The 19,344-nt window shown below is 38.8% G+C and carries 9 protein-coding genes; 8 read left to right on the top strand and 1 reads right to left on the bottom strand.

Annotated elements, in window-relative coordinates; all coding sequences use genetic code 11:
* Positions 1 to 307: 307 nt before the first annotated feature.
* Positions 308 to 12,184 (top strand): T9SS type B sorting domain-containing protein, encoded by an 11,877-nt coding sequence (locus AM608_RS03640; RefSeq protein ID WP_053580804.1) that lies wholly within the window; start codon positions 308 to 310, stop codon positions 12,182 to 12,184.
* A gap of 101 nt (positions 12,185 to 12,285) precedes the next feature.
* Here AM608_RS03640 and AM608_RS03635 read toward each other — a convergent pair whose 3' ends face one another.
* Complete coding sequence (locus AM608_RS03635; protein WP_053580803.1) at positions 12,286 to 12,609, bottom strand: hypothetical protein; 324 nt, start codon at positions 12,607 to 12,609, stop codon at positions 12,286 to 12,288.
* Between the two features lie 286 nt (positions 12,610 to 12,895).
* Here AM608_RS03635 and AM608_RS12020 point away from each other — a divergent pair, with 286 nt between their 5' ends.
* The 7 genes from AM608_RS12020 (at position 12,896) to ftsA (ending at position 19,316) form a co-directional block, all read left to right on the top strand.
* Positions 12,896 to 13,051 carry a hypothetical protein gene (locus tag AM608_RS12020; protein ID WP_157466241.1) on the top strand — a complete coding sequence of 52 codons (156 nt, stop codon included), beginning with the start codon at positions 12,896 to 12,898 and terminating at the stop codon, positions 13,049 to 13,051.
* A gap of 413 nt (positions 13,052 to 13,464) precedes the next feature.
* Positions 13,465 to 14,475 carry a beta-ketoacyl-ACP synthase III gene (locus AM608_RS03630; RefSeq protein WP_002672722.1) on the top strand — a complete coding sequence of 337 codons (1,011 nt, stop codon included), beginning with the start codon at positions 13,465 to 13,467 and terminating at the stop codon, positions 14,473 to 14,475.
* A gap of 32 nt (positions 14,476 to 14,507) precedes the next feature.
* A complete protein-coding gene (accB, locus tag AM608_RS03625) occupies positions 14,508 to 15,011 on the top strand; it encodes an acetyl-CoA carboxylase biotin carboxyl carrier protein (RefSeq protein WP_002672720.1) in 504 nt (167 codons plus the stop codon).
* 11 nt (positions 15,012 to 15,022) lie between these two features.
* Complete coding sequence (accC, locus tag AM608_RS03620) at positions 15,023 to 16,375, top strand: acetyl-CoA carboxylase biotin carboxylase subunit (protein WP_009419788.1); 1,353 nt, start codon at positions 15,023 to 15,025, stop codon at positions 16,373 to 16,375.
* A 79-nt stretch (positions 16,376 to 16,454) separates the two neighbouring features.
* The gene (locus tag AM608_RS03615) at positions 16,455 to 16,898 is read left to right on the top strand and encodes a DUF6790 family protein (protein WP_009417888.1); all 444 of its coding nucleotides are present in this window, start codon (positions 16,455 to 16,457) and stop codon (positions 16,896 to 16,898) included.
* Positions 16,899 to 16,900: 2 nt separating this feature from the next.
* Positions 16,901 to 17,638 carry a 3-deoxy-manno-octulosonate cytidylyltransferase gene (gene kdsB, locus AM608_RS03610; RefSeq protein ID WP_053580802.1) on the top strand — a complete coding sequence of 246 codons (738 nt, stop codon included), beginning with the start codon at positions 16,901 to 16,903 and terminating at the stop codon, positions 17,636 to 17,638.
* 250 nt (positions 17,639 to 17,888) lie between these two features.
* On the top strand, positions 17,889 to 19,316 hold the full coding sequence (gene ftsA, locus AM608_RS03605) for a cell division protein FtsA (protein ID WP_053580801.1): 1,428 nt from the start codon (positions 17,889 to 17,891) through the stop codon (positions 19,314 to 19,316).
* Positions 19,317 to 19,344: the final 28 nt, after the last annotated feature.

Below are 19,344 nucleotides of genomic sequence, written 5' to 3'. Positions count from 1 at the left end.
TGTGTCTTATATTATTTGTTAGATAAAATATTATTGAAGTCGTATTTTATTTCTGCAAAAAGAAAAGTTTTTACAACTTAAAAAACATCTAAAATGTATTTGGGTAAAACTTTAACAAGACTTTAACATAGTGTAAAATATTGGAAATGAAAAACCTATATTTTTTTTGATTTAAAAACGTAAAAATATATACTTTAATGATGTGTAATTAAAAAAAAAAGATTACTTTTGTCGCACTAACTCTGTATACATAATATACATATTAGTTTTAAGAATAGCAGTTTTATATACCATAGTTTAATAACTAATGATAATGAAAAAGTTTTTATCAGCAATTTTGTTTTTGATGTTCGCAGGAGTTGCGTCAGCTCAATGTATAGACATAAAAGTAACGCCTACGGCGGGTACTTGTTACTCCGATGCACAGCTAAAGGTAGAGGCAAAGCCAGTATCACCTCTTCCTTCGGGTTGTCCTGCGCCTGGTAGTGAAGGTTATTTTGTACGCTTAGAGGGTTACGGAACTGATTCAGGTTTAGAGAGAATGGCAGGAGGTACCTCAGGGCAATATACTTTTACTAGTTTAAATCCTGGTAACTATACGGTAACAGTATATGATGCGAAAAATGGGAACTCTGAAGCTAAAAGCGTAAAGGTTATTTCTAGCTATAAGATAATGAATATCCAGAACTTGCAGGCTTTAGCTCCTACTTGTGGAAAGGATAATGGAGGAGTAAGATTCCGAATACCTAGTGGAGGAATTGGTCCTTTTGAGGTAACTTTACTTGATATGAATGACCAAGTACTTGTTCCTGCACAAAGTTTTACTCGCCCTATAGGTAATAACTATATAGAAGTAAGAGGTAATGCGGGACATAGAATTCCTCAGAATAGTACTATAAAAGTACAAATAAGAGATATTACAAATGTACACAATGATTGTGGGGAAACACGTCGTTTTCCGAATATACAGATACCTGCTGATACAAAGAATTTTGATTGTATTGAGATAAAAACAAATAAGCGTTATCTCACCAGATTGGGAATAAACTGCGATAGGTTTAAGATTAAAATTGAACTTGTTGATAAGGAAAAAGGAGCTGTTTTGCCCGCTTATGCGAGTAGAGAAGTACTTAGAGATCATTTTAATCAGCAGGGAAATGCAGAAATACGCATTTTAAGCCGTCGCTATAAAAAAATACAACTTAAGTATGATGGAAATACCTCTGTAGAAGTAGATACACACGAGCTGCGTAAAGGTGATGAAATACAGATTACTATAAAAGGACCTAAAAATACTATTGTAGAAAGAGTTAAATTGGACGACAACCAAGTAGCAACACCTTCTTGTCCTTCTTCAGAAGTACTAAATACAAGCAATCGTTCATATGAACGACATAAAGTAGGTACTTGTGGAGCTATTGAAAAACTATTACAGTTTTTTTATGAAATAAAATATTATGATAATAGAAAATTACCTAATTTAAATGGAGGAACTTACGATTATCGTGTAGAATGGCCTAGTGAGCAAAAGATACAAAACTTTAAATTAGAGCGAAGTACTAGTGGTACCTCGGCAGGTCCTTGGGTAAATGTTCCTTTAGAAGAGGGTACAGTAGGGGCAAGTTCAGGAAAAGCTCAGTGGACAACAACTCCTTATTATAATGGGCTTGTTACTTTAAGCGGAGGTACAGGAGAAGGACTTTACCGCCTTACTTATACTGACCCGTCTACTTGTAAAGGTACTTGTACTTCGGAAGTAAAGGTAATATACAATAAAGAAACATCTCCTAATCCGATTGATAAAATTTGGGAAAACTTACGTCCAGCTGGTTATGGTTCTTATGAGGGAACAGGAGCTTTTCTATTCCAGAATTTAGGTAGTGGTTTTTACTACCCATTAAAATTTAAGATAGCTCCTGTAGATGGTACAAAATCGGTAACTTATCAAGGTAAGATTAGTTGGTCGGCTACTGTTACACGTACCATTACCTATCCAATAGAATATACGATGCCTTCTAGTCGTTCATTGGGTTATACCAATTTGCCTTCTGGCAATTACAGAATTACTGTTACTGATGTTTGTAATAATACAACTACAAAAGATATTTTCTTACCCGCAACTCGTTATACTCCTAAATTGGAATATGAACGTGATTGTGAAATAGGACAGATAAATTATGATTTAGGTCGTTCTGTATATAATAATTCTCTTTCAGAAAGAGTTTATTTAGAAAAAGAAGTACAAGACGCTAATGGTAGACGTAGTTGGGAACCTGTAAAAGTAGATGGTACTAATACTTATAAAACAGGACATAGAGGGACTTTTTCAAACCTATTACCAGGAAAATATAGGGTATATCCTGATATTTACCAAGGTTATAAATTTAGAAGCTTTGGTTTTATTCCTGGTAGTTCTGGGAATTATACTTCTTTTGATTTAAGAGATCCCACTACTCCATATATAACAGATAGTAAAGATTATGGAGAGATTACTATAGGAGATGTGGTGAAATTAAACCCTGTTTTAAACCCTGCAGTATGTAATAGTGGTAGCAACACTGGTATGATTTCAGTAGATTTAACAGGACAGCAAGTAGCTTTCCCTGTTACCTATGAGCTGTACTCTAAACCGAGTGCTACTTCTACTCAAACTACTTTTGTAAAAAAAGCAACTTACCAGCAGTCACAAAACCAATATTATCATATTTTCTCTAATTTACCTATGGGGCATTATATGGTGAGGACTATTCACCGTTGCCAAACAGTAAATAAAGATATTGAGATAAATAGTACTGGTGATTTTGATCCTTATTTATTAGTGGATAAATCAGGATTATGCGAAACTAATACAGTTAAAGTATTTCTTGGAGTATCAGGACATCTTTTTGATATCCGATGGTTTAAGCTTGATGCTAATGGACAAAAAACTACTTCGTCTCCACTTCAATCGGGCCCTTCATTCTCTGAGGATATTACGACCACTACTCACTATTTGGCTGAATATAACTTGAAGCCAGGTATAGGTTGTGGTAATGCTAAAGTATACACTAAATCTACTACTGTACAGGTGGCTTCAGGAAGTGATGCCATTAAGTTTAGAACACCTTGTCCTAATGATATTACAGTTTTTGCTGATCAGGGAGCCTGTGGTAAATCGGTAAATTGGCAAGAGCCTTCGGCTTATAACACTTGTAGTGGTACTATCACTACTACAAAGAGCCATACACCTCCATATTATTTCAATATAGGAGTTCATACCGTTACCTATGCGTTTTCTGATGTAAAGGGAAATACTATTAGTTGTTCTTTCACCGTAACAGTGAAATCTAACGCTACTAAACTAAAATCGAACCATCGTTATACTGATACTTCGGGAAATACTATTACTCAGTTGACCCCTAATCAGGAGTTCTTCTATGTACTTACTTATCAGAACGACGGTTCAGAAAATATCAATAAAGCAACTATAAATGTAAAACTTCCCGCTAATACTACCGTAGTTACTAATGGTAACCCTGACCTTAATGGGGCAGGTGATGGCACAGTGAATAATCCTCTTCCTCAAAGTAGCTATAACAGTGCTACTAAGAGCTATCAGTTTGTGATAGGAGGTAAAGCAGGAGGTGTACAGTTGCAGTCTACGCTTAAAGCTGGAGACCCTGTTCGTACAATACGTATTCCTCTTAAACTTGTAGGCGATTGTAATGACTTTTTAAAACCTTGTGAGAACTTCTTGAAAACGTCTATGAATATAGACTACGAAGGAGGAGCTGCGGGTTGTACAGGAAATCAACAAACGGAAGCAGGTACTAAAACAATCACCATAAATACTACGGATTGCAATCGTCAGGAAGTGTTCTGTGGTACTGGAGCGATGACTTTTGAAGCTGTAGGAGGCTTTACAAGTTATCAATGGTATAAGAATGGAAGCCTCATACCAGGAGAAACAAAACAATCAATTGTTGCTAATTCACCAGGTGTTTATAAGGTAGAGAAAACGAATTTTTGTGAAGGAGTTTCAGTAGTAACAGTAGAAACTATCAACTATCAAGGTATTTCACCTACTACTGACCCTATTCGTGCACAAGCTCAAAACATAGGGGTAACTTGTCCTGGTGATGGTAGTTGGACAAGCCACTTCTACTTCTGTCAAGGAGGAAGTAAGAATATTACGGTAAGCTATAAAAACACTGCTTTTGAATGGCAACAATGGAGTGGAGGCTGTACAGAAACTTCTCCTGATTGTCGTAATACCGATGATAATTGTTGGAATCCAGTACATTCTAACGCTACTTTTACAGCTAATAGTGCTGGTAAATATCGTTTACACTTGAAAGATTGTAATGAAAACTTCTATTTTGAAGTATTTACAGCAGGATTAAGTGGTAACCTTACTGATAAGATTGATGAAACAAACTATTCACAAGGTTCAGTGAGATTAACTCTTAGCACCAGTGGTGTAAACTATAAGGTAGAAATCTACAAAGGAGGTGTACTTCTAAGAACTGACAATATCAATACAAATGATTATCGTATTCCTAACTTGCCACAAGGTACTTATGATATTAAAGTTACCTCAGTACAAATACCAGGTTGTGAGTATAATGGTAATGTAACGATAGATAAGCTCACTGAAATGACAATGACTGCTGCCTTCAAAGGTTGGAAAGATTGTAACACTGCTAAATTACAACTTAAAGCTGAAGGTGGTAAACCTACTTATCGTTTCTATATTTGGAGTATCAATGGAGTACAACAATTTGCTGACGAACAAACGGCAATTGCTTCTGCTTCACCTATTGCATTACAGTTAGGACACCAAACAAGCGTAGATGTAGATGTGCCAAATATTACCCAAGTAGGAGAATATATATTTATAGTAGGTGATATGGATAATGGTAAGTTTGCTTTGTCTAACAAGGTAACGATTACACCACCAGATCCACATAGCTATACCTTGTCGGTAACTCAAGAAATTGAGTGCGAAAGCAATCCTAATAGTGGACATATCAATATGATATTCCCAGCAGGTAGCCAACACCAAAATCGTACTATTAACTTGTATAAGTTAGATAATAATGGTAATCGCATCACACCTGCTTTCAAGACAAGTTCAGGAGGATTATTTACTGGTTTGCCCGCAGGAAGCTATGAGATAGAAATGAAATCGAATGTAGGGGGTAATATATGTACTTACAGTCAGAAACCTATTGTAATTGCTCCTACTAAAGATCCTCTTAGAGCTTTTGCAGGAGTAGTAGCCGATAAAGATTGTGATGCAAGTAACCAATATAAAATAGCGGTAAACAATGTTGCAGGAGGCACACCTCCTTACCGTTATAGTTTTGATGGAGAAACTACTTATGGTACCAACAATGTTGGCTTTATGGGAGCTTCTGGTAATGTGTATGTAAAAGATAGCAAGGATTGTCGTATTGTTATCCCTGTGAATATTGTTGCGCAAACCATACCGACTCTTACCGTTGCCAACCCTATTACCTATCGTTGTGATAATGGTTATGGAATGGTAACTGTAACGATTGCTTCAACTACTAGTCAAACTTATGAATACAGTATAGATGGTAGTGGTAAAATAGCTATCGCAGGTAATACTTTCAGTAGATGGTTAGCGCCAGGTACGCACTCTATTACTGTGTACTATAAGACTTTGAATACAGCTACTACGCCTAATGTACTATACGTAGAAGATTTTGGCAAAGGTGCTAATGAGTGCTTATCAGGAGCCACTACAGGTTTAGTATGTAAGACTGATGGAGACTTAGCTGATGGTAATTATGTAGTTACTAAACAAGTAGGAACTAATGCCTCTTGGGTACCATCGCCTAATGACCCTTCGGGAGGACGTTATCTGGCTATTGCAGGAAATGGTAGTAGCGAATTAGTGTATGAAAAACGCATTACAGGAGCAACTGCTCTTACTCCTATAACTGTAAGTTTTGATGCCTTGAATCTTATTTCAAGTGCCTCAGGAGTAGCACCTCGTTTCAGTGTAGAATTACACAAGAGCGATGGAGCACTGCTTCGTGGCAAGAATGTAGGCACTGTGAATACTACGAGCTGGAAGAATGTAAGTGTTACCTTTACCGAAGCTGAATTAACAGGTCTTACCGATGGTACTCTTATCGTTAAGATTGTAAATACAGCTGCCGCAAGTTATGGTAACTTAGGCAATGATTATGCTGTGGATAATATTAAAGTAGCGCAAGCTACACAATATTGTGCTTCACAAGTTTCTCAATTAGTGAATATTGAGAAATTCAAGCAAATGCGTATTGAGAAATATGGTGCTGAGAAGAATGTAAGCTGTAAAGGTGCTAGTGACGGACAAGTGCGTATTAGAGTAATAAATCCAGCTTCTAATACTGTTAAATATTCTATTGATCCTTATCAAGCGGTTTGGACTACGACTACCCTTGACGCACAAGGAGTCTTTACCATTACAGGATTAAGTGCTACTCAAAACGGTGCAGTAGCTATACAAGATGCTAATAATCCAAACTGTATTACTACCTTACAAACGGGTTACAAGATAGGAGAACCTACTTCTATTGTACCTACTGCCGTAGTAATGGAGAAAATAACTTGTTACAATGGAGGAAAGGCTAAAGTAAAAGTATCGGCTACGGGAGGTACACCAGGTTATCAGTATCAAGTGGGATTGGTAACAGGTACTTTAAGTGCTCCACAGCCAGCCACTAAAACGCCTAACCCTTATGAGTTTAATAACCTTGTAGCAGGAACCTATAGTTTAGTAGTAACTGATGCTAATGGATGTAAAACAGAAACTACTTTTGAGATTGAAGATAAAGCTACTATTTCAGCGACTGCCGAACCTCAATCTTACTGTTATAGAACAGGTGATGAGAAGAAAGTAGTTATTACAATGCTCAGTGGTAATGGTAATTATAAAGTACAACGTGTGGGAGGAGCTATCTATTCATTCAACACTAATAGCTATGTATATCCTGATGCTTTGCCAGCAGGAAACCATACCTTTGTTATAACTGATGGATTTGGTTGTAGTACAACTGTTACTACCCAAGTATACGACCCATTGACATTACAGGTATCGCCTACTACCCAACAGTATGCTGATTGTAAAGGAGGTAGTGTAACCTACACCCTTACAGCACAAGGCGGTATCCCAACAGCAATGAAAGAATTTAAATACAGTGTAGATAATGGTGTAACTTATACTACCATAGCTACGGCTCCTTCACAAGCTACTGTAGCAGTGAGTGTAGCCACTACTACTGTTATTAGATTCCAAGTAACCTATAAACCTGACGGTAGCGAATGTACTGCTGAACGTTACATCACTTTATTAAGCGATTCACCTCGCTTCTTGAAACCGTTCACTACTACCAAAGCTACTTGTGGAAAAGCGAATGGTTCAGTAACAATTACACCAAATGATTACTATGTAGGTACTGCTTCGTATACCTTAGTGATTAAAGATACTGGAGGAACTGTACAATCAGCTACTGCTTTAGCACAAGGTAACTATGTAGCTGAATTAACCGATAATCGTGGTTGTGTGGCTTCCCAAACCTTTACTGTAGGAGCAGTACCACAGCTTACTGCTACTGCTACGGTTACTAAACAAATGGGCTGTACCTCAGCAGCAGCTGATTTAGCGGCTATCACTGTAACTCTTGTTAATGGAGGAGGTACTCCACCTTTTGCAGTACATTTGAGAAATAACTTGAACGGTTATGAAAGTACACATACTTTAACCGCTTCTAATAATATGCCAACAGAGTTCACTGGTTTGGATTATGGTAATTATGATATTACCATTACTGATGCTAACAGTTGTGAAACTAAACTTAGCACTGTAATTAATCCTAATTCTAATGTAATGTCTATCACTGCTGAAACGCCTACAAGTTGTACAACTACAAGTAGTATGGTTATTAAGGCAAGTAATGGCACTACATTCAGTGCAACTACCAATGCTTACTTTGCTGTATATCGCCCAGGAATTGTAAATCCACCAAATACAGCAACAGCAGCACAATTAACTACCAATAACCTCAATGGAGGTACTGATACTTGGTATAAAGGAACTGCTTCTGGTACAGGAGTAGCTGTGAAAATACCAAACTTAACACCTGGTGTTCAATATACCTTTGTGGTGTACAACATCACAACAGGTTGTAGATATACTCAACAAGCTACTATGCCAGTGCCTACGGCTTCTACATTGGGTGCTACCTTACAAGTAGCTAATGTGAAATGTGCAGGAGGTAATGACGGTACAGTAAGCTATACCTTAACAGGTTTCCAAGGTAGCACAACAGCTATTACTTGGAAGATATTCAGAGAAGATAATCACCAACAAGTAGGTGCAGGAGGAAGTGTAACAGCTCCGTTCCATATCACACAAAACACCAATAGTAATTTGCCAGCAGGTAAATACTATATTGAGTTTACTGAAAATACAGGTTGCGTGAAAGCCTTCCCATTTGAAGTAAAACGCTCAGCGGTGCCATTACAAGTATCTACTATAGCTACTCAGAAAGCCTCTTGTAGTACACTTGGTCAAGCGTGGTTGAATATCAAAGGAGGTACTGCAAGCTATACTTATGGTTATGTAACTGCAGGTGGAGCTTATAACCCAGCGGTAATGACAGGCACTACGCAAGCTTCTACTTACATCAACTTGCCAGCAGGTAACTGGGATGTATATGTAAGCGATGCTTATGGCTGTATACAGCACGCTACTGTAACCATAGGAATGTTTGATGTACCAAGTATATCGGATGTTACAGCTTTGAATTGCCAAGCCTACAACAATATAACAGGTAAGATACCAGTGAGAGTGACCCTCAACCAGATAGGTCAAGGTAACCACTATTACACCTTAGATGGTAGTGCTGATCAGCCTGTGGTTTGGACAATAGCTAATCAAGCCTTTGAGGTAGAAGTAAGCCCATTAGTAAATCACACTATCGTTGTGAAAGATGTGAATGGTTGTGCTACTAGTACAACATTCAGTACTACGGCTATCATCACTGCTACGGCTACCGTAAGCAAAGTAAAAACGTGTGCTACACCTACGGCTGAAATAACCGTAGTAGCCACTGGAGGTACAGGTGTATACAGCTATACCTTAGAGCGTTTAGATAACGGTTCGTTAGCAGGTGAAATTATTAGAGAGAATGTAGCCTTGCCAGCAGGTGGTGTGGTAACTATTACCAACCCAACTGAAGCTGCTACCTACCGCATTAGTATATTTGATGCTGAAACACGAGATTGTCCTATCGTGAAAGAAGTTCAAGTGGTAGACCCAACACCTATAGACCCATCGACTATAGTAGCTCAAGCTTATAACGAAAAATGTAACTTAGGTCTCACAGCTACCCCAACAGGAAGCATAGACGTAGCTATCCCTACCGACCCTGATACCTATACATTTAGAATTACAAGTGCTATAGACTTAACCGATGGTAGCAACGTAACGGTAACTACTACACCTTCAACCGCAGGAACTCATAATGCTACCTTTACACAGCTACGAGGTACTACGCAAGGGGTAAGATACCAAATAACTGTTACTAATAGTACGGGTTGTACCGCAATGGTAGAAACAATACTTACTTCACCAGAGCCTTTGAGCTTTGATGCAGATGTTCTTTCAGCTACTCAATATGTATGTGAGGGAGGTGCAGGAATGACTACACCGAAAGTAAGCGTAGATGTAACTAAGATACGAGGAGGTATACCACCTTATACTACTGAGTTCTTTGACGGAGCAGGTAATAGTTTAGGTACAGGTACTGAGTACACCTTAACAAACCTCAATGGAGGTAGCTTCTACGTAAGCATAAAAGACGCTTCAGGCACTTGTAGTACTAATACTGCTAGCGTAACAGTAGCTCCTGCCTTTGCTCTTACCTCAATGAGCATTACCACAACTACCTCAGTAACTTGTGTGGTAGATGAAGTGATAAATATTAGCTTAACGGTAACGCCTACTTATATAGCAGGCACTCCATTGCGCTATACTATCCGAGGTACTGATAATGGATTTGTGGCTATTACTTCTACTACTGCTACTACCCTTAGTGTACCACTTACAGGTTCAAGTGGCTTTGGTAATAGCAATTATACAATAGAAGTGATTAATGAACGTACTGGTTGTAGCATTACAGGCGTACACAGTATCAGACAGCCTAATACTTTTGCGATAGAATCAACTAACCCAGTGAGAGCGGTTTGCCATAACGACAATGGTTCTATCACACTCGGATTAGTGGATACAGACCTTTCTAACGGCGATCAATCAACAAATGGATATACTTATACCATTACCTCAGTGGGAGCTACAGTAGCTACTTCTACTTCGGCAACGATACCAGCAGGTACACGTAGCTTTACTGTGAACTTGAAAGGTGGTTCATATGATATTGAAGTAACAGTGAATGGAGTAGGATGTAAAGTACCGAAAACACGCTTTACTATTCCTTCTAACCCTGCTGAGATAGAAGTGAGAGATGCTCGACAAAAAGTATCTGTCGATTGCGCTAATAAGAACGGGGTAGCAGCCTTAACAGTAGTAGGAGGTCAAGAAACCTTTACTGTAACACTTACTCCTGTAGGAGGTGGTACTCCACACGTACAAACTAATGTGAGAGCAGGTGCTCCAGGAATTGAGTTTGGTGGTTTAGACGCAGGTAGCTATATTATATCAGTAACCGATGCCTTAGGCTGTGCAACCGCTACAGGTACTTTGAGTGTGACTATTGACCCATATAGTGGTATCAATACCTCTACTATTTCAGTAACCACAACCCCAATCACTTGTATTGATGCTAATGACGGTACTCTTAAAGTAACAGGTGTAACAGGAGGAGCACGTCCTTATCACTATATTTTAGTGAGAACATCGGCAACGGGCAGTGATTTACCTGAAATAGCTACTAATGAAGGTGAAGCAACCTTTACAGGTATTAAACCAGGTACTTACCGTGTGGATATAGTAGATGCTAAGAACTGTTCAGTAACCGTAGCAGGAAGCTATACCTTTACGAATCCACAACCTATTACTGCTGATATCGATGTGACTAACTCAACCTTCTTTACTTGCTATGGTGAGAATGGAGGAAGCGTAACAGTTCACAATATCGCAGGCGGTACAGGTTCTTATACAGTAAATATCGTGAGAGCTGATAATAACCAAAAGATAGACGGACGCTCAGGAGTAACAGCAGGTTCATCAGAAACGTTCTCAGGATTAGCTCCATCACCTAAGAACACTTATTATCAAGTAGTGATACAAGATACTAATAAGTGTACGATGACTAAGACACTCAGCTTTACTGTAGAAGAGTTCCCTGATATAGCTATAAGCTATGTAGAACAAGAAGGTACTTGTGAAATGAATACGAATAACTATGTAGACCATTTGATAGTACGTTTCAGAAATACAGAAGTAGATTACTCTAAGATAACTTATAGTCTTAACGGTACGGCAAGTCGTACAGCCTTTACTCGTACGGTAGGTAATATAGCTTATATCGATAACTTTGATAGAACAACCCGCACTCAAACTATTCATATACATTACACTGCGGTAGCTCCTATCACAGGATATTGTACAACAAGCAAGACCTTTACGGTAGACCAAATCACTCCGCTTGTATTGAGTCAGGTAACCAACACTACCCTCAATACGATAGAAGTGATAGCTACAGGAGGGGTAACTAGCACAGTGAAGGGCTATACTTACTACTTCAACGGAGTAGATAGTGGCGATAACCGTGTATACAAAATCAAGCATAATGACCCTGAACGAATAGATAATGGCAGACGCATTAAAATCATAGAAGTGAAGGTGGAAGATGCACAAGGTTGTGTACGTACAATGACGATAGAAAAAGAATATCTTGACATTGAAGTACCGAACTTCTTCACCCCAGATGGCGATGGAATTAACGATGTTTGGAAACCCAAAAACTTAGACAACAACGTGAATGCTCGCTTCTACATCTTCGACCGCTATGGTAGACGTGTAGCTCTGCTCAAATCAGGAGAGGGTTGGGATGGTAATTACGACGGTCGTAGCTTACCAGCTGGTGACTACTGGTATATCATTGAGGTGAACGATGAATTATACGACAAACGTGAGTTCTACGGCAACTTTACATTATACCGATAATCGTTAATAGTTTTCATAACTAAAAAGAGCTGTTCAGCAATGAGCAGCTCTTTTTTATTAAACTCATCGTAATTGAGTTATGAATACAATAACTTGCCTATCTATTTGTTTAGTAAAATTGCTATGCAAAGTAGTGCTGAGAATATCGCTACTAAAAGGGTAGTGGGAGCAGGTACTTTTATTGCTAAAAATACTGTAAAAAGTACTAATAGCACGTTTATAACAAGTACATAACGAAAAGTAATAGGCAGTTGTAACTGATAGTGTAAGCCATTGGCTAAACCGGAAAAAATAAGGGCTAACCCTGCACTGAAAAACCAAAAGGCTTCTGCCGAAAGTTGGTCGTATTTCTTGAAACTAAGTGCTGAATGCGCTATGCCCAATAGCATAATTCCAATAATAGCAACCGCATAGAATGTTTTCATTGGTACAAAAGTTTATAATTACTTTGCAAAGATACTAATTAATACCGAATTAATACCATAATACCAAAAATGTTAATAATACTGATTAATATCAGAAATGCTAGAAATACCAATAATACCCAATCAATGACGGTGTGAGGTGTGAGCCACACTGGCAGGTGTGAGCCACACAAGCGAGTAAAATTAGTAAATGGGTTAATTAGCAAATTAGCAAATGGGGGAGGGGAAATAAAATAATGTAGATTTAGGGAGCTTATAGGAAGCCTTATTTAATGATTAATGGTTAATGGTTAATTTCGGAGAAGCTTATAGGAAAGACGAACAAAAGACGAACAAAAGACGAACAAAGAACGAACAAAGAACGAACAAAAGACGGTGCGAGCCGCACGAGCAGATGAGGGAAAGACGAATAAAAGACGGTGCGATTCGAATGGGCAGATAGAGAAAAGACGAAGGAAGAGCGATGCTAAAGCGAAGGTAAGTTGAAGTTGAGGTAAAGATAAAAAGATGGTTATTGAAGTTTTTCAACTTTGTTAGAGTTTCAGACTTCTGCAAAGTTTATACATAAACAAACGATGAACGAGTGAAACCTGAGTAGCAGGGTGGAGATAGGGTGTTTTATAATAGTTTAAAAGTTCATTTTATTAGGGTTTTATTTATTTGTAAAAATTTTGCATCATTAAAAATAAGCTTTTAAAAGGATATTCAGTAAAAAAACTCTTTGCATATTGGTGCTAAATCAAAAATATTATGTACTTTTGCCCCAAATTTACATAGTGGGCTTTGTGAAAAAACTACTTATTGGAGTTAATAATCACTATGTGAGTTATATAAAAATTAATTTAGAGAATTACGATGGAGAAAATAACCGCTGCCATTACGGCTATCGGAGGCTATGTACCTGAAGATGTTCTAACCAATGAAATGTTAGAAAAAATGGTAGATACTAACGATGAGTGGATTTACACCCGTACAGGTATCAAAGAAAGACGCATACTTAAAGACCCTAATAAAGGTTCATCATTTTTAGGAATTGAAGCCGCTAAAGACCTTATTCGCAAAACAGGTCTCGACCCCAAAGAAATAGACTTAGTTATTTTGGCTACGGCTACCCCTGATATGCCTGTAGCCCTTACAGGTCCTTATGTAGCGTCGCAAATAGGTGCTGTGAATGCTTTTTCATTCGATTTGCAAGCTGCGTGTTCGAGCTTCCTATTTGGGGTTTCGGTAGCTGCTAAATACATAGAATCAGGGCGTTATAAAAAAGTACTCTTGGTGGGAGCAGATAAGATGTCGTCTATCATAGACTATACCGATAGAGCTACTTGCATTATCTTCGGCGATGGGGGAGGGGCTGCACTCTTTGAACCTAACTATGAAGGTTTAGGTGTACAGGACGAACTCTTAAGAAGTGATGGAATAGGACGTAACTATTTGTACATCAAAGCAGGAGGTTCTCTCTGCCCGACTACGGCTGAAACAGTGGCTAACAAAGACCATTTTGTATTCCAAGACGGTAAAACGGTGTTTAAATATGCGGTTACAGGAATGGCTGACATAGCAGAGGAGCTTATTAAACGCAACGGTTTGACCTCAAACGAAGTGCAATGGCTTACACCTCACCAAGCTAATAAACGCATTATTGATGCTACTGCCGAGCGTATGGGATTACCTGCTGAAAAAGTGATGCTCAACATTCACAAGTACGGCAATACAACTTCGGCAACCATCATCTTAGCTCTTAACGACTACGAAAACCAACTCAAAAAAGGAGACAATATAGTATTGGCAGCCTTTGGGGGAGGTTTTACTTGGGGAGCTATTTACTTAAAATGGGCATACGACGGAGCCCTTTATCACAAATAAGGAACAACCATTGAGAAAAATACAATACACGTATGGATTTAAGAGACATTCAAAATTTAATTAAGTTTGTTGCCAAGTCGGGGGCAAGCGAAGTGAAATTGGAAATGGAAGATGTAAAAATCACCATTAAAACGAACCCTGATGAAAGTGGCAAAGAGCAAGTGTTTGTACAACAATTGCCCGTAGCACAACAGCTACCGCAATTGCCTTTGCAACAGCAAGTACCTGTACAACAACTTCCTACAGCTGAACCTGCTGACAGCAAACCAGCAACACCTGCCGATGACGATAGCAAATACATTACTATCAAATCGCCGATGATTGGTACTTTTTATCGTCGTCCTGGTCCAGACAAACCGCTATTTGTGGAAGTAGGTTCTACCATAGCCAAAGGTAGTGTGATTTGCATTATTGAGGCGATGAAACTCTTCAACGAAATAGAATCAGAAGTTTCTGGTAAGATAGTTAAAATATTGGTTGATGATTCTTCACCTGTAGAATTTGACCAGCCATTGTATTTAGTGGATCCTTCATAAACCAAACAATTATGTTTAAAAAAATATTGATAGCCAACCGTGGAGAAATAGCCTTACGCGTGATACGTACGTGTCGCGAAATGGGTATCAAATCGGTAGCCGTATATTCTACTGCCGATGCTGACAGCTTACACGTGCGCTTTGCCGATGAAGCTGTGTGTATAGGTCCTCCACCCAGCAAAGATTCATACTTAAAAATACCTAATATTATAGCCGCTGCCGAAATTACCAATGCCGATGCCATACACCCAGGCTACGGATTTCTTTCGGAAAATGCGAAATTCTCGAAGATTTGTGCAGAACACGGCATTAAGTTTATAGGCGCATCGCCTGAAATGATTGAAAAAATGGGTGATAAGGCATCAGCTAAAGCGACTATGAAAGCTGCAGGAGTGCCTACCGTACCAGGTTCTGACGGGCTCGTAGAATCGTTGGAGCACGCTAAAAAGATAGCTGCTGAAATAGGCTACCCTGTGATGCTGAAAGCTACTGCCGGTGGGGGAGGTCGCGGTATGCGCGATGTATGGAAAGAGGAAGACCTCGAGAAAGCCCTCAACAGCGCGATGCAAGAAGCAGGAGCTGCCTTTGGTAACGATGCGATGTATATGGAAAAGCTGATTGTAGACCCTCGTCACATTGAGATACAAATCGTAGGCGACCAATACGGCAAGGCTTGTCACCTTTCAGAACGCGATTGCTCGATACAGCGTCGCCACCAGAAACTTACCGAAGAAACGCCGTCGCCTTTTATGACGGACGACCTTCGCAAGCGTATGGGAGAAGCTGCAGTGAAAGCTGCTGAGTTTATTAAATATGAAGGGGCAGGAACGGTAGAGTTCTTGGTAGACAAAGACCGCAATTTCTACTTTATGGAGATGAATACTCGTATACAAGTAGAGCACCCTATCACTGAACAGGTGATAGACTACGACCTTATTCGCGAGCAGATATTGGTAGCTGCCGGAGTGCCTATCTCAGGTAAGAACTACACGCCTAAACTACACGCCATAGAGTGTCGCATCAATGCGGAAGACCCTTATAACGACTTCCGTCCGTCGCCAGGTAAGATTACCACCTTGCACGCCCCAGGAGGTCACGGAGTGCGCCTCGATACTCACGTGTACAGTGGTTATGTAATTCCGCCTAATTACGACTCGATGATTGCGAAACTCATCACTACAGCGCAAACCCGTGAGGAAGCAATTGCCAAGATGAAACGCGCCTTAGACGAGTTTGTAGTAGAAGGAGTGAAAACCACGATTCCGTTCCACTTGCAACTAATGGACGACCCCGATTACTTAGCAGGCAATTACACTACTAAGTTTATGGAGGATTTCCAGATGAAACCCCAAGTGGCAGAATAATGAAGTAGAAATGATTATATAAAGAAAGGGACTGTCTAACTCAAGAGAAAGATAGTCCCTTTTATATCGTTACAATACTATGATATATCTTATTGTATATTTTATTTGTTGGGTATTAGCTGTTGTACTGTATGCTTTTTCTTTCGATGAAAGCTTTGTATATACCGCATTATACACTCATTTGGTTTATGGAGTAGGCTTTTTTGGGTTGTTTAACTTTGTAGGGCACTCGGTACTCAGTGAGAAAGTAGCTAAAACCATAGGATGGGTATCTAATGGTTTTCAAAAAGAATTGGGGTTTGTGTCGTTGGGGATTGGTATTTGTGGTATATTGTGCCATTGGTTTCGCGACGGATTCTGGTTGGCAACGGCTATTCCGTTTAGTGTATTCTTGATAGGAGCAGCCTTGTTACACATCGCTGAGATGAAGCGAAAACACAATTTCAACAAAGGGAACGTATGGATTATACTTCCTGATTTGCTAATGCCCCTAACGTTATTAATATTGTTTATACTGAATTAGAGATGAAACTCATAGCAATGATACCTGCCCGCTACGGAGCGACCCGCTTCCCTGCAAAGCTGATGCAAGACCTTTGTGGCAAGCCTGTAATTGTACATACTTATGAACGTGTAGCTGATACCCGCTTGTTTGACGAAGTGTATGTGGTAACTGATGATGACCGTATAGAAAAAGTGATACGGGAGGTAGGAGGCAAAGTAATTCGCAGTAAAAAAGAACACAATAGTGGCAGTGACCGTTTGGCAGAAGCTTCAAGAGATTTAGACGTAGATATTATTGTGAATGTACAAGGAGATGAGCCTTTTACAGATAAAGAGAACTTACAAAAAGTAATTGATATTTTTGCTAAAGACCTTACTAAAAGCATAGCAGTAGCAAGCCTAATGGAGCGTATTACCGACCCAGATGATATTGCAAACCCAAACAATGTGAAGGTAGTAGTGAACAAATTTGGAGAGGCGCTCTATTTTTCGAGGAATATCATTCCCTTTCCTCGCGACCCTAACACCAAGGTGTCTTATTACAAGCATATAGGTATTTATGCCTATCGCAAAGAAGCATTACAACAGTTCACCGAGTTACCTCCTTCCTTATTAGAAGAAACGGAAAAATTAGAACAGCTTCGTTATTTAGAAAATGGGTTTAAAATACGTTTAGCACTTACCAATATTCCTACCATAGGGATTGATACCCCCGAAGATTTGGAGAGGGCACGTAAGCGATTGATTACACAAAAGTGATAAAAACAGAGAGAAAAAGACTAAAATTGAGGGGAATAAAGCAGAAATTTAGTAAATTATTAACATTGATTATCAGCCGTTTATAAAAATGTTGATAACTTATTAATAAAAAATGCTGTAAAGTTTCTTTTTTTCTATATCTTTGCTACGTCTAAAGAAGTGTAAAGACACGAATAGAGCGACCTAATTAATAACGAATTAAACAAAAAATTATCGGCTATACATCAAAATATAGTTGTTTAAGTGAAAAATGAAATATAACAAGTATTACGTAGGGTTAGATATCGGGACTACCAAGATTGTAACTATGGTAGGGGCAAAGAACGAATACGGGAAGATTCAGATTTTAGGTTATGGGCAATCTAAAAGTGAAGGCATCAATAAAGGAGTAGTAACTAACATTGCTAAAACTACTCAATCTATTATGGATGCTATTCAAGATGCCAAAGAAAAGACAGGCTTAGAAATTGAGAACGTAGAAGCAGGTATCGCAGGACAAAATATAATAAGTCGTTCACATAGCGATTATATTACCCGTACAGACCCTGAACAACTTATAGACTTTGACGATTTGGAACGCCTGAAAGAACAGGTGTTCTCTATAGCACTTTCACCAGGACAAAAGATAATTCACGCACTCCCTCAGGACTATAAAGTAGATAATGTGGGAGATATTAAAGAACCTATCGGTATGATGGGGACGCGTTTAGATGCTACTTTTCACTTAGTTATCGGGCAAGTAAGCGCTATCAAAGGGATTACTCGTTGTGTGGAAATGGCACATCTAAAGCCCATAGGCCTTACTTTGGAACCTATTGCCTCTGCTAAAGCTGTATTAAGCGAAGAGGAAAAAGATGCAGGAGTGGTGTTAGTGGATATAGGAGGTGGTACCACCGATGTAGCTATCTTTAAAGATGGTATTATCCGCCATACAGCCGTAGTGCCTTTAGGAGGTAATATTATTACTGATGATATAAAAGAAGGTTGTGGAATACTCACCCGTCAAGCCGAGATGCTGAAAGTAGAATTTGGGTCAGCTTGGCCAGGAGAGAACCGAGATAATGAGATAGTATCTATTCCTGGTATTAAAGGGAAGGAGCCTAAAGAAATAACACTTAAAAACCTTTCTAAAATTATTCACGCAAGAGTAAGTGAGATCATCAATTTAGTGTTTAACGTGATTAAAAATTACGGTCACGAAGAAACTAAAAAGAAACTGTTTGCGGGAGTAGTACTCACAGGAGGTGGAAGCCAACTGAAGCATATTGTTCAGTTAGTAGAATATATTACGGGAATGGATGCCCGCATAGGTTATCCTAATGAGCACTTAGCAGGTAACTCTGACCCTAAACTTACTTCGCCTATTTACTCTACGGCTATAGGTCTTGTAATGAGTGCTATTGAAAATGAAGCAGAAGAGCAATTTAAAAAACGCTTCCAGGAAGTAAAAGCTCAAGAAACAATAGAGAACGGAAAGGGAGTGGTAGTAGAGTCTTTATCAGCAGATTTGCAGGATTCATCACTTGAAAAACAACCTATCACAATAGTAGATTCACCAAAAATAAATGTTTTTCAAGATAAAGATGAAGATGATGAATTAGAGATACATAAAACTAGTAGAGGTTGGTGGAGTAAATTAAATGAAAAACTAAAGGACTTCTTAGATAGTGAAGATTAAGTAGAAACAAATAATTATGATTTTTTGA

Origin of the sequence: Capnocytophaga sp. oral taxon 323 (genome assembly GCF_001278825.1) — a bacterium.
GTDB classification, from domain to species: domain Bacteria; phylum Bacteroidota; class Bacteroidia; order Flavobacteriales; family Flavobacteriaceae; genus Capnocytophaga; species Capnocytophaga ochracea.
The sequence above is the reverse complement of the archived record's forward strand: the minus strand, read 5'-3'. Positions and strand labels throughout refer to the sequence as shown.

Bases quoted from the DNA above. Each gene is read 5' to 3' on its own strand.
- AM608_RS03640 (WP_053580804.1), top strand. From the start codon at position 308: ATGATAATGAAAAAGTTTTTATCAGCAATTTTGTTTTTGATGTTCGCA.
- AM608_RS03635 (WP_053580803.1), bottom strand. From the start codon at position 12,609: ATGAAAACATTCTATGCGGTTGCTATTATTGGAATTATGCTATTGGGC.
- AM608_RS12020 (WP_157466241.1), top strand. From the start codon at position 12,896: ATGGTTAATTTCGGAGAAGCTTATAGGAAAGACGAACAAAAGACGAAC.
- AM608_RS03630 (WP_002672722.1), top strand. From the start codon at position 13,465: ATGGAGAAAATAACCGCTGCCATTACGGCTATCGGAGGCTATGTACCT.
- accB (WP_002672720.1), top strand. From the start codon at position 14,508: ATGGATTTAAGAGACATTCAAAATTTAATTAAGTTTGTTGCCAAGTCG.
- accC (WP_009419788.1), top strand. From the start codon at position 15,023: ATGTTTAAAAAAATATTGATAGCCAACCGTGGAGAAATAGCCTTACGC.
- AM608_RS03615 (WP_009417888.1), top strand. From the start codon at position 16,455: ATGATATATCTTATTGTATATTTTATTTGTTGGGTATTAGCTGTTGTA.
- kdsB (WP_053580802.1), top strand. From the start codon at position 16,901: ATGAAACTCATAGCAATGATACCTGCCCGCTACGGAGCGACCCGCTTC.
- ftsA (WP_053580801.1), top strand. From the start codon at position 17,889: ATGAAATATAACAAGTATTACGTAGGGTTAGATATCGGGACTACCAAG.